Here is a 19,720-nt window from a genome sequence, read left to right as displayed (position 1 = left end):
TTTTAACAATCAAATAGGGAATTAACAAGAGAAAAGGTGCGTTTTCGCACCTTTTTGTTTGGTATTAAATGAAAACAACCAAATTAAGCGAAATCGAAAGACTCCGTGTGATATTCGACTTCTAATTTGAAGTGTTCTTCTAAAGTATCAACCAGCTTTTGATGGAATGTGCTCTGCGTGAGATACACTTCCTCTACCACTTTTTTGGGAAGGGCTTCAGATACCCATTGCCCTTCTTTGTTGTACTTGCCAATATGATATTTAGCAGTAAAGCCTCCCTCGATGGATTCCAAATCCATCCACCAGCCCCAAAATTCACGCTTCTCAGGCGATTTTTTGTCGTCTACACATACAGATAAACAATCAAAATAATAGCGCCCTTCTTGCGATTGTGGTTCGCGCAGGTAAGGCCCTATCGCCTTCAACTTTGACATCAAGCGAAAGTGAGTCGGGCCCTGAGTCGTCTCTGACATATGAATCTCCGTTTTCATAGTTAAAAGTAAACACCCAAGAATGATTATTATTTTTAATTATCATGAGCTTATTTTTTGCTCAGATATATCACTCTTAACTAATTTAGGAGAATTGTCACCCTAATAATTCATCTTCTAGCCACTTTATGGCTAAATCGAGGGATTGCTCATATCCTTTTGTAATTGTTTTGGAACTGATTTTTTTCGCTCTACCATACTGGCTAAATAGAGCAACAAGTTGATTATCACTGTGTGGCGACACTGGATCGCCTTCAAGACTCAAAGCCAAAATAGGCACTTTGGTTTTTCGACTGCTCAGGAAGCCCTGAACCTTCAATGACCACGCCATCATCTGACCTGCCATGCTATTAATATCAACCGCATTTTTCCCCAAACGGGAAGCCAAAAGATCTAAATACATCTTCGGCATTTTTTGTAACTTCTGAGGGGAAGTAAAAATATCATGTACGGGTGCGCCTAGAGCGACACAAGCTTTGATCTTTTCCTGCTCGACAAAAGAAAGTCTGATCATGGCATTACCACCAAAACGAAACCCAACTAACCCCACTTTGTGATGATCAACCCAAGGTAGCGAGTAAAGCTCATTCAATACCGCTTGATGTAGGCAACTTGAATTCTCGGTCAAGGGCCAATGAGAGCTATGCCCTACCGAAGGCATGTCTACGGTTAACATCGCAATATCTCGCGGTGCAAGACGATTACGGAACAAACGCCACATGTCGGTTTGTAGAGTATCCAAACCAGCGCTCACCATGACCACTGGCAACTGTTTATCCGTTCTTGGTAAATGGAGGTTCGCGATGATTTTGCGATTTTGGTAAGGCACTTCAATTTGCTTGATGGTGTACTTAGTTTTTTCTGCGCCGTCAGAATACGCTTTGTTTGCCAGCACTTGAGCCTGCGATGCCAAGTTATCATTTTTTAAATGTGGGTAGCCTGCAATACTAAAACACAAAGAAGCAGTGAAGAGTTCATCCGCTGCCTCTTCTCCTTGCATTTCATTTGCTCGCTTCTGATGATCCATACCAAGCTTGATCCACTCAAATGTCCAGTTACCACTGTGATAACCCATTACAGTGTCTAACCAATCATCATTGGTTCGCGAGTGAGATGATGAAGCAATTTTGGACAGTACGCCTTCCATTTCGATCGGAGACAATCCTTGCCAAGCCCATTGCAAGCGACGCAAATGACGATACCAAGCACGATCACCCTGCGCTTCTCGTTCATCAAGTATTTTTTTACTGGTCGGCATGTACTGGGTAAGCGCGGAGGTTTCTTTTGCTTGCTTATGTTTCACGAACAAAGTTTCGGAAAGATTTTTACTGACGTCTTCAGACATAGGAAGAACCCTAGGCTATTAGCATGATTTAATATCATAATAAAAAAAATGCCCCTATAAAGGGGCACTTCTCAATATTCTTTAACCGCGCTTATTTTTGCTTGCGGTTTACTGGCTCAGCATACTGGATTGACATATCCCAAGGCTGCTCGATCCAAGTGTCTTGAGCAATATCTACAACGTAATCATCCAGCAGCTCTTTGCCTGATGGTTTCGCACACACAGCGATCATTTTCGCTTTTGGATACATCTCACGTAGTTTGCGCGCTGTATCACCACTGTCTACTAGGTCTTCAACGATTAGGTAACCTTCGCCATCACCTTCAGGTGCTTTTAGTACCGTCATATCGCGCTGATGATCATGGTCGTAGCTTGAAATACAGATTGTATCAACGTAACGAATACCCAGTTCACGAGCCAAAATAGCGCCAGGAACCAAACCGCCGCGGCTTACCGCCCAAATTCCTTTCCATTGCTCAGCTGGCATTTGTTTCTCAGCCAGTTCACGGCAGTAAGTCTGCATTGCATCCCAAGTGATAATGAATTTTTTACTCATTGTAATAACCTAATAATTTGAAAATATGCATCCTCAAAATCTAGCGAAGTCACTCAAAAGCGGAATGCTCACTAACTTCTCCAAAATGTTTGGAGACGAGGATTTCAAGCTGCGCAAACGATTATTCTACCGAAACACACCGCTAATACCAACGGTGATATCAAAATTCTCTGCCTATTCCGCAGAAAAACCGTCTTCTGTGAACAACGTAAAAAAAGAAAAAGCCAGCGTGAATAAATCCACACTGGCTTTTTGCTCGAGAAATTAACCGACGAGGTATTTAACGATGAAGATGGCTGACATCACCCATACACTCATCGACACTTCACGGCCCTTACCGCTGAATAACTTGATCGCCGCGTATGCGATAAAGCCTAACGTGATACCTTCTGCAATCGAGAATGTTAGCGGCATAACTAAACAAGTCACAACAACTGGGGACGCTTCAGTTAGGTCACGCCAATCAATGCTTACTAGCCCAGACAGCATCAAGATCGCCACATAGAATAGCGCACCTGACGTTGCATAAGCAGGGATCATACCCGCAAGTGGTGAGAACAATAGAGCAAGTAGGAAGAGTACACCAACAACCACGGCTGTTAGACCAGTACGCCCACCCGCAGCCACACCAGAAACGCTTTCAATATAAGATGTCGTGTTAGAAGTACCAAGTAATGCACCTACTGACGTTGCTGTTGAGTCTGCAAGTAACGCTTTGTTTAAACGAGGGATGTTGCCATTCTCATCAGTTAGACCTGCTTTTTGAGAAACGCCAACGAGCGTACCTGCGGTGTCAAATAAATCGACAAATAGGAAAGCAAATACGACGGAAATCATGCCTACTTCAAACAAACCAGAGAAATCCAGTTGCATGAAAGTTGGCGCAATGCTTGGTGGCGTTGACATAATACCGCCCCACTGCACATCACCAAATAGAAGACCAAGCGCTGTAACGCCAAGAATGGCGATCATCACCGCACCTTTCACACCACGGTGAACCAATGCAATCGTAAGAAAGAAGCCAATCGCGGCCAATACAGATGGCAATGATGTGATCTCTCCCATAGAAACTAATGTCGCTGGGTTATCAACGACGATACCTGCATTTTTTAATGCGATAAACGCTAAGAAAAGACCAATACCAGCTGAAATACCTGTTCGTAGAGAATGCGGGATCGAGTTAATAATCCACTCACGGATCTTAAATACGCTTAAAAGAATAAACAGAAGGCCAGAAACAAATACAGCCGCTAACGCAACTTGCCACGTATAACCCATTCCCAATACAACAGAGTAAGTGAAAAATGCGTTCAGGCCCATTCCTGGTGCCTGTGCGATTGGGTAATTCGCAACAAATCCCATAATAAAACAGCCGATTGCGGCAGCAAGACAAGTCGCGACAAAAATGGCACCACGGTCCATACCGGTATCCGACAGGATCGCTGGGTTTACAAAAATAATGTAAGCCATAGTTAGGAAGGTCGTAACACCTGCAATGATCTCAGTACGCACATTTGTGCCATTTTCACTGAGTTTAAAAAGCCTCTCGAGCATGATCGAATCCTGTAAAGGTAAAAAAGTAAACGGTTGCGTAATCGATTGGCGGGAATTATAAAGTTATCAAATAGCAAATTCTAGATAGAATCTTCACTCTAATGCGTTTTTTTTCTTTGGATATGAAACACATTCTCTAACCTATCAAAGTAGGCAAAGGAATATATTCTTACAAAACAATAGGTAACCTAGATAACACAGTTCCCTAAAAGAGAATAAAAACTGAGCAATGTACTAAACTTTCAGATGAAAAAGGCCCATTTTTAACATGGTATCTAACAGATTTGATGGAAAAGTCGATAAAACCGAAGAATGGGGAATAGAAGAAGGCTTTGATGGCAATAAGTGAGTCAGGAAGAGAAAATAGAGATAAAAAAACGCCACCCAATGTGGGTGGCGGTGAATCATGTCAGCACTATCACTGAAAAAAAATTCCAATTTATAGGGGTGAACAAACTGTTCGAGTCACATGCGTTGACTTCACTTAGTAGCCAAAGCTTGTTGGGTATACAAAGTTACCGGTGTAAACAGACTTGCTATTCCAGAACATTGTACTTGGTAAACCTTTCATAACTATCACCTTTTAAATCAATTAAACATTCGTTGATTTCTCGGTTCCTTGGAGGCGATAAAACGGACTCATCCTTTGAGCATTTCATTCTTCTCTCAGAAGCTGGTTACAAATATACCACCAAGAAATTTAATTACAAGCATTTTAGTGATTGGAATCACAAAAAATACATAAATTGACCTTTATCAAAGTTTATATGTAATTAAATTACAATTTTATGAATTAAAAAATAAAGCCACTTTCAGAATGTATGATAGAGAACACATAGTGCTTGTTATTGTATTCACAAACTGTGACAGTTCTGAGAGAAATCCTTGTGATCGCGACTACTCGTACTCCTTATCTGGTGGTATGCTAACGGCAATTTGAAGGCCAAATCGTCTAGCATTTAATGCTACCTTGACAATATTTTTACGGTATATATTTGGCAAAGCACATCAAAAGGAGTCCTCCGTGTCTGAGTTCCATTCTGAGATCAGTACCTTATCACCTGCTCCACTTTGGCAGTTTTTCGATAAGATTTGTTCTATCCCTCATCCATCGAAACATGAAGAAGCATTAGCACAGTACATTATCAACTGGGCAACAGAGCAAGGCTTTGACGTTCGCCGTGATCCAACTGGTAACGTGTTCATCAAAAAGCCCGCGACACCAGGAATGGAAAATAAGAAGGCTGTTGTACTTCAAGCACACATCGACATGGTGCCGCAGAAAAACGAAGACACTGAACACGACTTCACCAAAGATCCAATCCAGCCTTACATCGATGGCGAATGGGTAACTGCGAAAGGCACGACGCTTGGTGCAGATAACGGTATTGGTATGGCTTCTTGCCTTGCTGTATTGGCATCTAAAGATATTAAGCACGGTCCACTCGAAGTTCTGCTGACGATTGATGAAGAAGCAGGCATGACTGGCGCATTTGGCCTTGAAGCTGGTTGGTTAGAGGGTGAGATTCTTCTAAATACAGACTCTGAGCAAGAAGGCGAAGTCTACATGGGTTGTGCAGGTGGCGTTGATGGCACCATGACTTTCGATATTTCTCGAGAATCAACGCCTGCAGGTTTTGTAACACGCCAACTGACGCTGAAAGGCCTAAAAGGTGGTCACTCAGGTTGTGACATTCACACAGGTCGCGGTAATGCCAACAAATTACTTGGTCGTTTCCTTGCCGGTCATGCTCAAGAGCTTGATTTACGTTTAGTCGAATTCCGTGGTGGTAGCTTACGTAATGCAATCCCTCGCGAAGCGTTTGTTACTGTCGCGCTTCCTGTCGAAAACCAAGACAAACTTGCTGAGCTGTTCAACCACTACACTGAGCTGCTTAAAACTGAATTGGGTAAAATCGAAACAGGTATCGTAACCTTTAATGAAGCGATCACGACTGACGCGCAAGTATTTTCAATCGCCGATCAGCAACGATTCATTGCGGCACTTAACGCTTGTCCAAACGGCGTAATCCGTATGAGTGATGAGGTGGAAGGCGTTGTTGAAACTTCTCTAAACGTTGGTGTGATCAGCACAGAAGAAAATAAAGTCACCGTGCTTTGCTTGATTCGTTCTCTCATTGACTCTGGCCGTAGCCAAGTGGAAAGCATGCTGCGCTCGATTACTGAGCTAGCAGGCGCACAAATTCAGTTCTCAGGCGCTTACCCTGGCTGGAAGCCAGATGCAGATTCCGAGATCATGGCAATTTTCCGTGATATGTATGAAGGCATTTACGGTCATAAGCCGAACATCATGGTCATCCATGCTGGTCTTGAGTGTGGCCTATTTAAAGAACCATACCCACACATGGATATGGTTTCTTTCGGTCCAACAATAAAATTCCCTCACTCTCCAGATGAGAAAGTGAAGATTGATACTGTTCAGTTGTACTGGGATCAGATGGTCGCGCTTTTAGAAGCGATTCCAGAGAAAGCATAATTCAATCACGAAAAATGACAAAGGGTGCCATACGGCACCCTTTTTTTGGTTTAGTTGAACCCAACTACACACGGTTTTGCGCGTAAGCGGCTAATTCATCCATTGAGGTTTGTGCAGCAACTTCACCATCAATGTAGTAAGTAACAAACTCACCATCGCGTACACCCATGAGTGTCGCCTTTTCACCGTTACTGTAAGTAATATCCATTTGAACAGTGTTCTCATCGATTTGCTGCATTCGCCCCTGCTCAATGACACGGTTATCCGCTAATGGTGCGATTGGTGCCGTCGTTAACGACTTATCTAACTGGTGATTGACATCAATGTAAGTATCTACCTTTGTATCGAAGATATGTGGCTTACCATTTAACGGGTTCTTACCCGTCCAAAATTCTAGAGAGTTAAACACGATATAATCCGCTGCGATCGCGACACCATAAACAGGCGCTAAAAGCATATTTAGGCCACCTCGAGCGTAACGGTTGTCAACAGCTTTCAAGTTAAACCCCATGACATAACCTGTCACGGCATTACTACCTACGCAACCTGAAAGTGAAACTGCTACCGCAGTCAATGCACCAATTTTAGCAATTGCCTTTTTCATCAAAACCTCTAGTTAGAAAGTGTGAAACCTCAAATTCGGCGCGGATATTATCGGATAAAAAGTAGGGTTAAAAGTCCGTTTTTTTGTCCTCCATGAACAGTATTATTTTTAATACAGTCACATTTTTTAAGGCTATTATTGCGCTCTCTTCTCTATGGCTTGTTATGTATTAAACTGATAGAAAAGATCATATTGAAAACAAAAACTTCACACATACCAAAATTTCACGCATGACGATTAAAGTAATTTGTCGTGTCCTTAATGAGAATGATTAGTGCGATTTTGCAGCAATTGTTACATTGCTGATGACGCATTTGACAGAGATGGTTTATGGCCAGAAGTAAAAAAAGCAAAGTGTTTGAGCTCTTAGGACATCAAATACAACCAGGACAACGATTAGAGATCGAATTTGAAGCAGCGAAGCTATATACACATTCGCCTTTATCTATTCCTGTGGAAATCATCCATGGGAAACAAGAAGGACCAGTGTTAATGGTGAATGCTGCTATCCATGGTGATGAGCTTAATGGCGTAGAAATCGTTCGTCAGATCATTAACCAACTGGATCCACAAAAACTGAAAGGCACTGTCATTGCAGTACCTATCGTTAACGTTTTTGGTTTCATCCATAAATCTCGTTACTTGCCCGACCGACGAGATCTCAACCGTTGCTTTCCTGGCAGTGAAAAAGGCGCACTTGCATCTCGTATGGCACACGGGTTCTTTAACAACATTGCCAAGCGTTGTGACTACATTTTGGATCTACACACAGGGGCAATTCATCGCACGAACTTGCCACAGATCCGCGCAAACTTAAGCAACCCAGAAACTCTGCGTATTGCTCAAGCATTTGCAACGCCAGTGATTGTTGATTCAGCATTGCGTGATGGCTCTTTACGCAGTGAAGCAGAAAAATGTGATATTCCAGTGCTCACCTACGAGGCTGGCGAAGCATTGCGCTTTGATCCACTTTCGATCAGCGCTGGTGTACTCGGGGTTCGGCGCGTAATGCAAGCCATTGGTATGTTGCGTGCGAGCAGGAAAAAGCTGCCTGAGCCTATCATAGCGAAGTCCACCAGCTGGGTTCGCGCGTCAGGTAACGGCATTTTGCGTACTGTCGTTAATCTGGGAGACAAAGTAGAACAAGGTGAAACGCTCGCTTATATTAGCTCTCCTCTTGGTCATGATGAGATAGAACTAAAAGCCCCGAAGCGTGGTTTGGTTATCGGTCAACAAACATTACCATTGGTGAACGAAGGCGATGCAATTTTCCACCTTGCCTATTTTAACCAAGGTGATAATGCTTTAGAGCAAGCAGTCGAAAGCTATATTGAAGGCCTCACTGAATTCGATGCCGAGCCGCTGACAACCGGACAGATACCGTTAGAAACTCAGTAATTCCTATCAAGTAGGCGCCTGATTAGCTCAAAAGGAGCAACAGTGCTCGCACTATCTTGTTTAAAGCCAATAAGCTCAGCGTCCATGATGCTGGGCTTTTTGTTTTATGTACGCTAACGATACTCATCGCAGTTTCCACGAATGGATAAAAAACTTTACAATCCGTCGCAAAAACACATTTGATAATTAATCTCATTATCATTTATTAATCGTAATAATGTTCTTATAATCCGAGCTTCATAAAAACACTATAAATCATCAATATGAAACGATTAAAAAGTCATCCATTCAAAGTAAATCTCATTTCACTGGCTTTGCTCTTCCCTCTTTATTCATATGCCGAGACAGCGCCAAATGAAGAGCTTGAAGTCATAGGCGTTCGTTATGCCAAACCCATTACCATTGCTGAGCCTGCGCAAACCACCATTAATTGGTCAGAGATTGAAGAGCAACAGTACTCTAATTTTGCCTCAATGATCGATGCCGTTCCCGGTGCATCAATAGATGGTGGCGGTCGTTCTGGTGGCGAACGTATTAACATTCGTGGTTTTGATGATCCAAGCGATATCGCCGTGTTTGTCGATGGCGCTCCAATTGGCTTTCAACAATACCGCTACGGTACCTTCTTTTTTGATCCGTTCTTAATTGGCGAAGCAGAAATTATCAAGGGCGCGCACGACTATCGAGCACTCAACGGGAAGTTTGGTGGCTCCATTCGCATTAAAACCAAAAGTGTCGATGATCTCCTGTACGGCGAAAGAAACTTTGGTGCTCGCATCTCAAGTGCATACAACACCAACGGCGATGAGAACGCCTACACGCTAACACTCTATGGTAAAAACGATACTGGTTTTTATTTTCTAGCGAATGGCTCGGTAAAAGATTCTGATGACATTAAAGTCGGAGGTGGTGAAACGCTGGATTACTCAGGTTATGAGCAAGAAAACATGCTCGTAAAGGTCGGTTATGAAAACAACGATCACGAGTTTGAAATTAGCCACACTCGCTACAAAGATGAAGGTCGTAAACCTTGGGCTAACCGCCGCGGAAAAATGCCTAACATCACCGAATACAATATCAAGAAATACGGCTCATTAGAAAAAGCCCAATACGCTTACACCGTCGATAACAAATACACGGACAACACCACGACCATCTCTTACCACTACATGCCGACTAACCCGTATATTGATTTCAATATCAAAATGGCACGTTCCGAAAACGATCGTCATTGGGTTCGCCCTGACGTAGCATTCGAGAAAATGTTCGTTTCTGTTGGCAGTTACGGTCATGAGTCATGGCTGAGTTACGAGCGTGATTACGTTGATGTGTTTAACCAAGCGCAATTCGGAGATCACACTCTAGTCACTGGGCTTCAATATCAAAAAACCGATAGAGACTCGTTAGTATTCAACGCATCATACGACAGTAATGAAGCGAAAAACTACGGTTGGTACACCCCTTACTACGAACCATCTGGCACGCAGTCAATTTATGCCGCTTACATTGCTGATCACTATCAAGCAACAGACCGCCTAACAATCACACCTTCTCTGCGTTACGAATACATCAAGAGTGAAGGAAAAGGGAACGCAGCGCCGGATTATAATGATCCAGCTGCCGGACATAACTACGGTGAAACGACGCATAAAGGCTTTAGCCCACGTTTGGATATCGACTTTGATGCGAGCAATAATACGCGTTTAAACGCCTCCTACGCCTACGCTTTAAAAGCACCAACCGTTGATAACATCTACTCAGTGCAATATGCGCGAGCTACCGCTACGGCTACTGCTTTGAATCTGGACGTGTCTCGTATCCATGCTTATCAAGCAAGCGTTATCAACTTAACGGAAGGGCTGGTGAACTCTCGCGATAACCTCGCAACAGAGTTAACTATGTTCTATAACGATGTTAGCGACACAGTTGATATACGAACGGGCGAAAACCTCGACAAAAATACTACTGAGTTACAAAGCTGGAATACAAACCTAGATGGCTTTAAAAACTATGGCTTTGAGCTAATTTCACAATACCGGATTGAAGATTTCTACAGTAATTTCTCAGCAAGTTACATTCGCGGCAAAAACAAAGGTAGCCTATCTGACTCTACAGGTTCAGATGATGATCATCCTGATGTACCGCCATTAAACATTAATCTGGGTTTAGGTTACGAATGGATTCCTGGTTTACGTACGGGCTGGGAAGTCCGTTGGTATGATGCGCAAACCAAAACCAAGGCAAGCGGTAATAATTTAAAAGTGAAATCGCCAAGTGAGCAATACACGCTACAAAACGCTTACGTGGTTTGGGAAATACAACAAGTCGAAGGCTTGAGCGTTGGCGCGGTTGTGAAAAACTTAACCGATCGTTACTACGAAGCATACCTATCTAATGGCGTGCCTTCGCCTGGTCGCGAAGTCAAACTGCACCTCACTTATCAATACTAACCATACCTAAAAGATGCAGGGCAGACATTAACTGCCCTGTTATATCGTATCCAATGGCCATAATTGCACGCCGTTTTATTTATCAGTATTATCATTTCCTTTTGCTTGCATACACATTATGAACAATCTAAAAACACGGCTTCTTCTGATTTGCTTCTTCCCTGTAGGTAGCCTAGCGCAAGCTTCTGAGAACATTGCAGACTACTTACAAGAACAAAGCAAGCACCAAGTTTCAGAAGATTTTTACGCACAGCCAACAGCAAATAACCTGAATCTAGATGCAAAAACTAACTCTTTAACTTGGCACGAAGATGGTAAGCCGGATCACTGTCGTTACGCCAAGCAGCCCAAAGACGTCGCAACACATTTCGACTACGGTGAAGCAAACGATCTATCTGACGGCTTACAACACTTTGATTTACCGGAAAGACATTCTGCAAAGGTCAAATCGACACATCGCACTTATGCTAATAACCCTCACCTTCTTCCTGGCAATAAACAATTTGCAGCCCCTGAAGACGGCACGTTTAGCTTGTCCGTATCGTCGGATTGTTTTTAGCCGATATAAATAAAAAATGCCCTGAGACAAAACTCAGGGCATTTTCACTATTTGTTTGATGGGTAACGTCACCATCTCACCGATTTAAACTTATTCTTCGTCAGTGTCTACTTCGGTTTCACGTGCTTTGCGGGCTTCTTCTTTACGAACTTTTGCCGCTAGTTGTTCTGCTTCACGCTCTTGACGTTGCGCTGCTTTACGCTCGTTACGAACCACTTGGTTTTGGATAAATCCAGCCAGTTCTTGTTCAGCCCAAGCTTGTGCTTTCTCTTCGCTGTCAAAGCCTGTTTCACGCTTTGATACTACAGTCTTACGAGATGTCACTTGGCGAGTGATTTCTGCGCTCCAGCCGTTACGTTTTTCAGTGACGCGGATAGCAAATTTTGGATTCTTAGACATTTCTTTCATTTCCTAAGGGATTTAGGGATCAATCAGGGATTCGGTCAACTTGATAACTCCATCTAAGCTGAGCTGTTTAACACCATCCCTTGGTAAGCGCGGTATTAGAGCATAAAAGTAATCTAAACGCTGCAAGTTTTTTACGCTAGATAATAGATGACAAAGAAGAGGCAGAACAAAGCAACGTTTCGCCAAGTCACTAGAAAGAGCGACGAAGAAAAAAGAGTGATAAGAAAAAAGAAAGCGCTGGTCTCTCAACCAGCGCTTTACTTAAGCTAGATTAACCTTTGGTTAATTAACCGATATTCTTACGGGCATTTTGGAACATACGCATCCAAGCGCCATTTTCACCCCAACCTTCCGGAGCCCAAGAATTTGCAACTGTGCGGAATACGCGCTCTGGGTGAGGCATCATGATAGTTACGCGACCGTCTGCTGTTGTTAAACCGGTAATCGCGTTTGGCGAACCATTCGGGTTGTTCGGGTATTGTTGTGTTGGGTTACCGAGGTTATCCACGTAACGAACCGCAACCGTACCTGATGCTTCAATCGCTGCTAGGTGCTCTGCATCACGTACTTCTACACGCCCTTCACCGTGGGAAACCGCGATTGGCATGCGCGAACCAGCCATTCCGTCGAAGAATACAGAGTCAGATTTCTGAACTTCAACTAGACTAAAGCGCGCTTCAAAACGCTCAGATTCGTTGCGCACAAAACGTGGCCACAAGTCTGCACCTGGGATCAGCTCTTTCAGGTTTGATAGCATCTGACAACCGTTACATACACCTAAAGAGAACGTCTCTTCACGGTTGAAGAAGGCTTGGAACTGTTCACGAGCTTGTGCGTTAAACAGGATAGACTTAGCCCAACCTTCACCCGCACCTAGTACGTCGCCGTAAGAGAAGCCACCACAAGCTACTAGGCCATGGTATTCATCCAGTACCGCTTGGCCCGTTAGGATATCGCTCATATGGATGTCGGTTGCTTCAAAACCAGCTCGGTCAAACGCTGCTGCCATTTCGACGTGGGAGTTAACGCCCTGCTCACGTAGAATTGCCATCTTAGGTTTAGCACCTTTCGCAATGTACGGTGCTGCAACGTCTTCATTTACGTCGAAGCTGAGCTTAACGTTTAGACCCGGGTCAGAGTTATCTTTCTTAGCTTCGTGCTCTTGGTCTGCACACGCTGGGTTATCACGTAGACCTTGCATCTTATGCGTTGTTTCAGCCCAGATAACGCGTAGTTCGGTACGTGAACGTTCAAGCATAACAGCATCACCAGAAGTGATAACAAAGTCGTCTGAAGCTTCAACAGAACCAATCACATGTGAGCATGCCTCTAAGCCGTTTGCCGCCAGAGTAGATAGAACTGAATCTAAATCATCACTCTTAACTTGAACAACCGCACCTAGCTCTTCGTTAAATAGAACGGCTAGCGCATCATCACCCAGCTCTGCGATGTTCGCTTTTACGCCACAGTGACCCGCGAACGCCATCTCAGCAAGCGTTACAAACAGACCGCCGTCGCCTTTATCGTGGTAAGCCACCAGCTTGTCATCACGTACTAACGCTTGTATTGCATCAAAGAAGCCTTTTAGCTGCTCTGCATTATCTACGTCAGCAGGTTTGTCACCCAGCTGTTTGTATACTTGTGCCAATGCTGTCGCACCTAAGCGGTTTTTTCCGTTACCCAAGTCAACAAGAACTAGAGAGGTATCTCCTTTGTCAGTGCGTAGTTGTGGAGTCACGGTCTTACGTACGTCTTCCACACGACCAAATGCCGTGATAACTAGCGACAGTGGAGAAGTGACTTCTTTGCTCTCGCCGTTTTCTTCCCACTTGGTTTTCATCGACATGGAGTCTTTACCAACTGGGATAGTCAAACCTAACGCAGGACACAATTCTTCACCAACCGCTTTCACTGCTTCGTAAAGACCCGCATCTTCACCTGGGTGACCCGCTGGAGACATCCAGTTCGCAGACAGTTTAATGTGTTTAATATCACCGATGTCTGTTGCCGCAATGTTCGTTAGTGACTCACCAACTGCTAGGCGAGCCGATGCACCAAAGTCTAGTAATGCCACTGGCGTGCGCTCACCCATCGACATTGCTTCGCCATGGTAAGTGTCGTAGCTTGCCGCTGTTACTGCGCAGTTTGCTACTGGTACCTGCCAAGGACCAACCATTTGATCACGAGCAACCAGACCCGTTACTGTTCGGTCACCGATAGTAATTAGGAATGTTTTTTCTGCAACAGCAGGAAGACGAAGTACGCGATCCACTGCTTCATTAAGCTCAATACCATCACGAACAATGGCAGGGCTTTCCACTTTTAGTGTGGTTGCGTCACGGTGCATCTTCGGTGGCTTACCAAGCAGGATATCCATTGGCATATCGATTGGCGTATTGTCGAAGTGAGAATCTTCTAGCGTTAGATGACGCTCTTCTGTCGCCACACCCACCACTGCATACGGTGCGCGTTCACGCTTACAGATGGCGTCGAATGCTTCCATGTTTTCTGGCGCTACCGCTAGAACGTAACGTTCCTGTGATTCGTTACACCAGATTTCCAGTGGGCTCATGCCCGGCTCATCGTTTGGTACATCGCGTAATTGGAACTTACCGCCACGCTCACCGTCGTCGACAAGTTCAGGCAATGCGTTAGAGATACCGCCTGCACCCACATCGTGGATAAATGCGATTGGGTTATCGTCGCCTAACTGCCAACAACGGTCGATCACTTCCTGACAGCGACGTTCCATCTCTGGGTTTTCACGCTGTACCGAAGCGAAGTCCAGATCTTCTGCTGACTGACCAGATGCCATGGAAGATGCCGCACCACCACCAAGACCGATGTTCATTGCCGGACCACCAAGTACGATTAGGCTCGCACCTACAGGGATCTCTTTCTTCTGTACGTGTTCATCGCGGATGTTACCCATACCACCAGCAATCATGATTGGTTTGTGGTAACCACGAATTTCTTCACCCGCATGAGAAGTGACTTTTTCTTCGTAAGTACGGAAGTAACCCAATAGATTTGGACGACCAAATTCGTTGTTGAATGCCGCGCCGCCAAGAGGGCCTTCAAGCATGATGTCTAACGCATTCACAATACGACCCGGCTTGCCGAAGTCGGTTTCCCATGGCTGTTCAAAACCAGGAATACGTAAGTTAGAGGTTGTAAAACCAACCAGACCCGCTTTTGGCTTACCGCCGATACCCGTCGCGCCTTCGTCACGAATTTCACCGCCTGAGCCAGTCGATGCGCCCGGCCATGGAGAGATTGCCGTTGGGTGGTTGTGCGTTTCTACCTTCATCAAGATGTGCGTATCTTCATGGTGGTACGTGTATTGACGAGATTTAGGGTCAGGGAAGAAACGCCCCGCTTTAGAACCTGTCATAACGGCTGCGTTGTCTTTGTATGCAGACAGTACATAGTCAGGTGTCGTTTCAAAAGTGTTTTTGATCATTTTGAACAAAGACTTAGGTTGATCTACCCCGTCGATAGTCCAATCTGCGTTAAAAATTTTGTGGCGACAATGCTCTGAGTTCGCCTGAGCAAACATCATCAATTCAATGTCGTTTGGGTTACGCCCAAGCTTAGTAAAGTTCTCTACCAAGTAATCAATTTCATCTTCTGCGAGTGCCAAGCCAAGGGAAACGTTTGCCTCTTCAAGCGCAAGACGACCGCCAGCTAAGATATCAACATGTGCGACAGGCTTAGGCTCTGCAACAGTAAATAATGCTGATGCGGCTTCAAATTCTGTGAATACTGTTTCCATCATGCGGTCGTGAATTAACGCTTTAACAGCGTCAGCTTGAGCTTCTGATAGAACAACTGAAGACTCGACATAATAAGCCGTACCACGCTCTAGACGTTTCACTTTATCCAGACCACAGTTAACAGCGATATCGGTAGATTTAGAAGACCAAGGCGAGATAGTGCCAGGACGAGGCGTGACAAGAAGTAGAAGACCTTCAGGCTCATGCTCTTCGATGGTTGGGCCGTAAGTTAGTAACTTTTCAAGTTTTTCTAACTCTTGGTCATCAAGGTCTGACTTTAGATCGGCAAAGTGCATAAACTCGGCATAAATGCCAGTTACAGGCAGATCTTGTTCACGACAAAGTTCCAGTAGTTTATTAACACGAAACTCAGAAAGAGCTGGGGAGCCACGCAAAATTCTCATGTGCTTAGGTCTCTTATGCAATTGATTAAGGTGATATTGGAATAAATTCAGACACTTAAAATAAGCCCTGTCGAACCTATGCCGATTCCACCTCGTCATTGCGAGCGCATTATATAGTAATTGTTTTTGTGATGTAACACCAAAAGCAACCGTTTGCGTCATTTTTTTTGTCAAATTTGAATTACAACTAAAATGTCGATAAAACACACAATGTCACGTTATAAGTGTGTGATTCACTTTGCCCCATGAGCTCGCTTTGATATAAAGGCAAATAGAAATTTTCCAAGATGTACCTATTAATGCAAATAAGTCACTTCAACCGGCTCAAGCGCAGTGCTCTAATTTTAGTTTCTGTTCTTTTGCTCTCAGCTTGCCAGATTGAGTCGGAGCCCAAAAGTGAATTTGAAAAAATTCAAGAACGTGGTGTGCTTCGTGTTGGCACGCTAAACAATCAGCTTTCCTACTACATAGGTCCCGATGGTCCCGCAGGGTTGGATTACGAATTGGCGCGTCAGTTTGCGGAGCAGCTCGGCGTCAAACTCGAGATTAAACCAGCCTTTCGCCAGGCTGAGCTTTTTCCTGCTCTTAAGAAAGGAGATATCGATATCATCGCTACGGGTTTAAATCAAACGTCACAAGCAGTCAAACGATTTAGACCAGGCCCTGCCTATTATTATGTAAGCCAACAAGTGGTATATAAAAAAGGGCAACTTCGACCACGTGATATCGAACAACTCATTGAATACCAAGCCTCGAAAGACGACGAGTCCGACGAAGATACAAATGCAGGCGCTCAAACATTAAAGATCGTTGAACAATCGCAATATGTTCCGACCCTAACAGCGTTAAAGAAGCAGTATCCAGAACTTCAGTTTGAAATTGTTGGTGATGCTGACACGAGAGACTTACTCAAATACGTATCGACGGGTGAGTTACGTTTTACTGTGACTGATTCGGTAGAACTTTCCCTAGCTCAACGCCTTTACCCCGATCTTGCGCTCGCGTTTGAACTTACAGAAGATCAACCAGTGTCTTGGTTTACTCGACGTTCTGAAGACGAAAGCTTGTATGCGATGCTGATAGAGTTTTTCGGTAACATCAAACAATCAGGAGAACTGTCCACTCTCGAAGAAAAGTACATTGGTCATATTGAAGCATTTGACTACGTTGATACTCGCGCATTCATTCGAGCTCTGGATGACAAATTGCCTAAATGGGCACCTTTATTCCAAAAATACAGCGAAGAGTTCGACTGGCGATTAATTGCAGCATTGGCTTATCAAGAGTCACACTGGAAACCAACAGCAAAATCGCCAACGGGTGTTAGGGGGATGATGATGCTTACTCTGCCAACAGCGAAAAGCGTCGGGGTAACAAACCGTTTAGACCCTGAGCAATCTGTTCGTGGTGGTGTCGAGTACTTACGTCGCATTGTAGGTCGCGTGCCTGATAGCATCAACGAGCATGAAAAAATATGGTTTGCGTTAGCTTCATACAATATTGGTTACGGCCACATGATGGACGCACGACGACTCACCAAAGCACAAGGTGGCGATCCGAACGCTTGGGCCGATGTAAAAGATAGGCTGCCTTTACTGCGTCAGAAGCGCTATTACAGCCAAACTCGCTATGGGTACGCCAGAGGCGATGAAGCGCGTAATTACGTAGAAAATATTCGACGTTACTACCAATCCATCATTGGTCATGTCAGCCAACAGCCAGCGATTGATGAGAATAGCGATGACTTGCAAGTGATTCCGCCGCTCAACCCCGACATTTTGATATCGGGCGCAGTAGAGACCGTCGTAGAACAAGTCTCTGGCGCTTCTGACGTCACGGTTGAAGAAGACACCGAACAAGAAAGCATTGAAGAATAAACCCGCGGTAAACTAAAAAATGACGAGCCTATGAAGCTCGTCATTTTTGTTGAGTCCTAACGAAAACTTATCTAGACTCCAATATTCTGAGTGACACCAACCACACTCAACCATTCCTTTGGTTGGTCGCCTTTTCTTCATCGTTAGTAAAACTGATTGCTTTGTAACAGATTACTTTACAACCACATGGTTTAGCTCACTTGATGAAGCGGCGCTTTCGGCTACACTCTGCCGAAATAACGTCACTCCTATTATTAAGCATCGTATTGAAATTGTTTGCTGGCTCTGTGCAATGCAGAAGTCAAATGAAGAACGTTTAAACCATACAATGTTTAGTGCGATTATCGAGCCTATTGCCAAGCATCGATGAGCCGCACTTTACTGGTATAAGTCTTGTCTGCAGGAGGTTTTGAATATGAGAAGACGTAGAGTGCAGTCAAAGCGTTTAAATAACACAGTAGCTGCTATCCGACGTAAACGTAAACTGACATGTATGAAAAAGAAAGTAAGTTCACGTAATCGTGTTTTTGTACATTTAGTCAATCACTAGTGCGTCCAAGCAAACATCTACCACGTTGTAGGTGTTTGCTAGCCCTCACTACTCCTACTACCTTGTTCGCTCTCTCCATTTTCTAATGCTTTTTGCGCTTGCTTCTTCGCTTTAATTTCCTTTCGGCGGCGCTTAAAAAACGCTTGTAGCTGAGTACGGCACTCATCTTCTAGCAGCCCCTTTTCAACTAAGGCGTAATGGTAAGCGGCTTGGCTTTCAAACAAATTAAGCACTGTTCCTGCTGCTCCAGCTTTTAAATCTGGCGCTCCAAAAACAACCCGCTTAACGCGGCTATGCAATAAGGCTCCGGCACACATTGGGCATGGCTCAAGTGTTACATATAACGTCGTATCCAGAAGGCGGTAATTTTCTAGCTTTTGGCCTGCTTTACGCAGCGTTTGGATCTCAGCATGTGCGGTAGCGTCATTAGTACCAATAGAGCGATTCCACCCCTCAGCGATAATTTCACCATCTTTGACAAGCACTGCGCCAACAGGTACTTCCCCCTCAGCTTCTGCTTGCTCAGCAAGCTCCATCGCTCTGCGCATAAACAATTCATCTTGAGGGGAAAACGGATGGTTAGACAAAGGAGGCTCCAAAGAAACAAAAAACGATTGAAGTCAGGAATTTTATCACCAACTTCGGTTTCACTACAGCAACACATCACGGGACAAAGTCTGCAACCCCAAAAAACCTAGTTACAAGACCTATCGATGTTTGTTGTGCGAGAACAAAAAAGCGCAGATCGAAGACCTGCGCTTTTCGGCTGCCAATTAGTGGCTTTCACACCCTACACGTTTTTACATTGTGTAAGTGTAAGGAGCTTGAATGCCTAACGGGATACCTACCATCCAATAAGCAACTAGGAAGATAGACCAACCGATCAGCATTGCGATCGAGAATGGCATCATTAGTGACGCAAGCGTACCGATACCAGCCGACTTCACATAACGCTGACAGTAAACCACAACAAGAGGGAAAAATACCATTAGAGGCGAAATGATGTTCGATACAGAGTCACCCACACGGTAAGCCGCCTGAGACAGCTCAGGCGAGATACCAACCGCCATTAGCATTGGCACTAGGATTGGACCAATTAAAGCCCATTTTGCCGATGCCGAACCAATAAGTAGGTTTACAGACGCGGTTAGAAGGATCATACCGATGATGGTCACTTCACCTGGTAGGTTCATCGCTTTTAAGCCTTCTGCGCCATACAACGCTAGCATCGTACCGATGTTTGACTGAGCA

Annotated in this window: 14 protein-coding genes; 5 read left to right on the top strand and 9 right to left on the bottom strand. The window is 44.4% G+C overall.

The annotated features are described in order from the left end of the window. Window positions 1–83 precede the first annotated feature (83 nt). From crl to R7E00_RS17155, 4 genes are all read right to left on the bottom strand, one after another. A complete protein-coding gene (crl, locus tag R7E00_RS17170) occupies window positions 84–473 on the bottom strand; it encodes a sigma factor-binding protein Crl (RefSeq protein ID WP_005381584.1) in 390 nt (129 codons plus the stop codon). Between the two features lie 115 nt (window positions 474–588). After that, window positions 589–1,836 carry an esterase FrsA gene (gene frsA / locus R7E00_RS17165; RefSeq protein ID WP_005381586.1) on the bottom strand — a complete coding sequence of 416 codons (1,248 nt, stop codon included), beginning with the start codon at window positions 1,834–1,836 and terminating at the stop codon, window positions 589–591. A gap of 91 nt (window positions 1,837–1,927) precedes the next feature. Next, window positions 1,928–2,392, bottom strand: a complete 465-nt coding sequence (tet(34), locus tag R7E00_RS17160; RefSeq protein WP_005381590.1) for an oxytetracycline resistance phosphoribosyltransferase domain-containing protein Tet(34) — start codon at window positions 2,390–2,392, stop codon at window positions 1,928–1,930. Between the two features lie 264 nt (window positions 2,393–2,656). Continuing rightward, on the bottom strand, window positions 2,657–3,946 hold the full coding sequence (locus R7E00_RS17155; RefSeq protein ID WP_005381592.1) for an NCS2 family permease: 1,290 nt from the start codon (window positions 3,944–3,946) through the stop codon (window positions 2,657–2,659). 1,024 nt (window positions 3,947–4,970) lie between these two features. Here R7E00_RS17155 and R7E00_RS17150 point away from each other — a divergent pair. Beyond that, window positions 4,971–6,443: an aminoacyl-histidine dipeptidase gene (locus tag R7E00_RS17150; RefSeq protein ID WP_005381594.1), complete on the top strand. Its 1,473-nt coding sequence runs from the start codon at window positions 4,971–4,973 to the stop codon at window positions 6,441–6,443. Between the two features lie 64 nt (window positions 6,444–6,507). Here the strand turns inward: R7E00_RS17150 and R7E00_RS17145 are convergent, their stop codons facing one another. Continuing rightward, window positions 6,508–7,047 (bottom strand): DUF3332 domain-containing protein, encoded by a 540-nt coding sequence (locus tag R7E00_RS17145; RefSeq protein ID WP_005381596.1) that lies wholly within the window; start codon window positions 7,045–7,047, stop codon window positions 6,508–6,510. 330 nt (window positions 7,048–7,377) lie between these two features. Here R7E00_RS17145 and R7E00_RS17140 point away from each other — a divergent pair, with 330 nt between their 5' ends. The 3 genes from R7E00_RS17140 to R7E00_RS17130 all read left to right on the top strand — a co-directional run bounded on the left by R7E00_RS17140 (window position 7,378) and on the right by R7E00_RS17130 (window position 11,454). Then, a complete protein-coding gene (locus tag R7E00_RS17140) occupies window positions 7,378–8,445 on the top strand; it encodes a succinylglutamate desuccinylase/aspartoacylase family protein (RefSeq protein WP_017820600.1) in 1,068 nt (355 codons plus the stop codon). Window positions 8,446–8,708: 263 nt separating this feature from the next. After that, window positions 8,709–10,895 carry a TonB-dependent receptor domain-containing protein gene (locus R7E00_RS17135; protein ID WP_053306531.1) on the top strand — a complete coding sequence of 729 codons (2,187 nt, stop codon included), beginning with the start codon at window positions 8,709–8,711 and terminating at the stop codon, window positions 10,893–10,895. A 118-nt stretch (window positions 10,896–11,013) separates the two neighbouring features. Then, window positions 11,014–11,454 (top strand): hypothetical protein, encoded by a 441-nt coding sequence (locus tag R7E00_RS17130; RefSeq protein ID WP_005381599.1) that lies wholly within the window; start codon window positions 11,014–11,016, stop codon window positions 11,452–11,454. A 90-nt stretch (window positions 11,455–11,544) separates the two neighbouring features. On the opposite strand, the gene R7E00_RS17125 is transcribed toward R7E00_RS17130, so the two are convergent. Together R7E00_RS17125 and purL are read right to left on the bottom strand one after the other, a co-directional pair. Further along, the gene (locus tag R7E00_RS17125; protein WP_025998700.1) at window positions 11,545–11,853 is read right to left on the bottom strand and encodes a DUF3622 domain-containing protein; all 309 of its coding nucleotides are present in this window, start codon (window positions 11,851–11,853) and stop codon (window positions 11,545–11,547) included. Between the two features lie 295 nt (window positions 11,854–12,148). After that, on the bottom strand, window positions 12,149–16,042 hold the full coding sequence (purL, locus tag R7E00_RS17120) for a phosphoribosylformylglycinamidine synthase (protein ID WP_262606317.1): 3,894 nt from the start codon (window positions 16,040–16,042) through the stop codon (window positions 12,149–12,151). Between the two features lie 299 nt (window positions 16,043–16,341). Between purL and mltF the strand changes: the two genes are divergently transcribed. After that, window positions 16,342–17,919 (top strand): membrane-bound lytic murein transglycosylase MltF, encoded by a 1,578-nt coding sequence (gene mltF, locus R7E00_RS17115; RefSeq protein WP_031777268.1) that lies wholly within the window; start codon window positions 16,342–16,344, stop codon window positions 17,917–17,919. A 588-nt stretch (window positions 17,920–18,507) separates the two neighbouring features. Here mltF and tadA read toward each other — a convergent pair. Then, complete coding sequence (gene tadA / locus R7E00_RS17110) at window positions 18,508–19,056, bottom strand: tRNA adenosine(34) deaminase TadA (protein ID WP_031780849.1); 549 nt, start codon at window positions 19,054–19,056, stop codon at window positions 18,508–18,510. A gap of 213 nt (window positions 19,057–19,269) precedes the next feature. Continuing rightward, a partial coding sequence (locus R7E00_RS17105; RefSeq protein WP_318124453.1) for an AbgT family transporter occupies window positions 19,270–19,720 on the bottom strand: 451 nt, incomplete at its 5' end.

The sequence above is a fragment of the Vibrio sp. Vb1755 genome (assembly GCF_033338635.1).
GTDB classification, from domain to species: Bacteria; Pseudomonadota; Gammaproteobacteria; order Enterobacterales; family Vibrionaceae; genus Vibrio; species Vibrio alginolyticus.
The sequence above is the reverse complement of the archived record's forward strand: the minus strand, read 5'-3'. Positions and strand labels throughout refer to the sequence as shown.

What these genes read in the sequence shown, in the direction of transcription:
- crl (WP_005381584.1), bottom strand. Translation starts at nt 473, where the DNA reads ATGTCAGAGACGACTCAGGGCCCGACTCACTTTCGCTTGATGTCAAAG.
- frsA (WP_005381586.1), bottom strand. Translation starts at nt 1,836, where the DNA reads ATGTCTGAAGACGTCAGTAAAAATCTTTCCGAAACTTTGTTCGTGAAA.
- R7E00_RS17155 (WP_005381592.1), bottom strand. Translation starts at nt 3,946, where the DNA reads ATGCTCGAGAGGCTTTTTAAACTCAGTGAAAATGGCACAAATGTGCGT.
- R7E00_RS17145 (WP_005381596.1), bottom strand. Translation starts at nt 7,047, where the DNA reads ATGAAAAAGGCAATTGCTAAAATTGGTGCATTGACTGCGGTAGCAGTT.
- R7E00_RS17140 (WP_017820600.1), top strand. Translation starts at nt 7,378, where the DNA reads ATGGCCAGAAGTAAAAAAAGCAAAGTGTTTGAGCTCTTAGGACATCAA.
- R7E00_RS17135 (WP_053306531.1), top strand. Translation starts at nt 8,709, where the DNA reads ATGAAACGATTAAAAAGTCATCCATTCAAAGTAAATCTCATTTCACTG.
- R7E00_RS17130 (WP_005381599.1), top strand. Translation starts at nt 11,014, where the DNA reads ATGAACAATCTAAAAACACGGCTTCTTCTGATTTGCTTCTTCCCTGTA.
- R7E00_RS17125 (WP_025998700.1), bottom strand. Translation starts at nt 11,853, where the DNA reads ATGTCTAAGAATCCAAAATTTGCTATCCGCGTCACTGAAAAACGTAAC.
- purL (WP_262606317.1), bottom strand. Translation starts at nt 16,042, where the DNA reads ATGAGAATTTTGCGTGGCTCCCCAGCTCTTTCTGAGTTTCGTGTTAAT.
- mltF (WP_031777268.1), top strand. Translation starts at nt 16,342, where the DNA reads ATGCAAATAAGTCACTTCAACCGGCTCAAGCGCAGTGCTCTAATTTTA.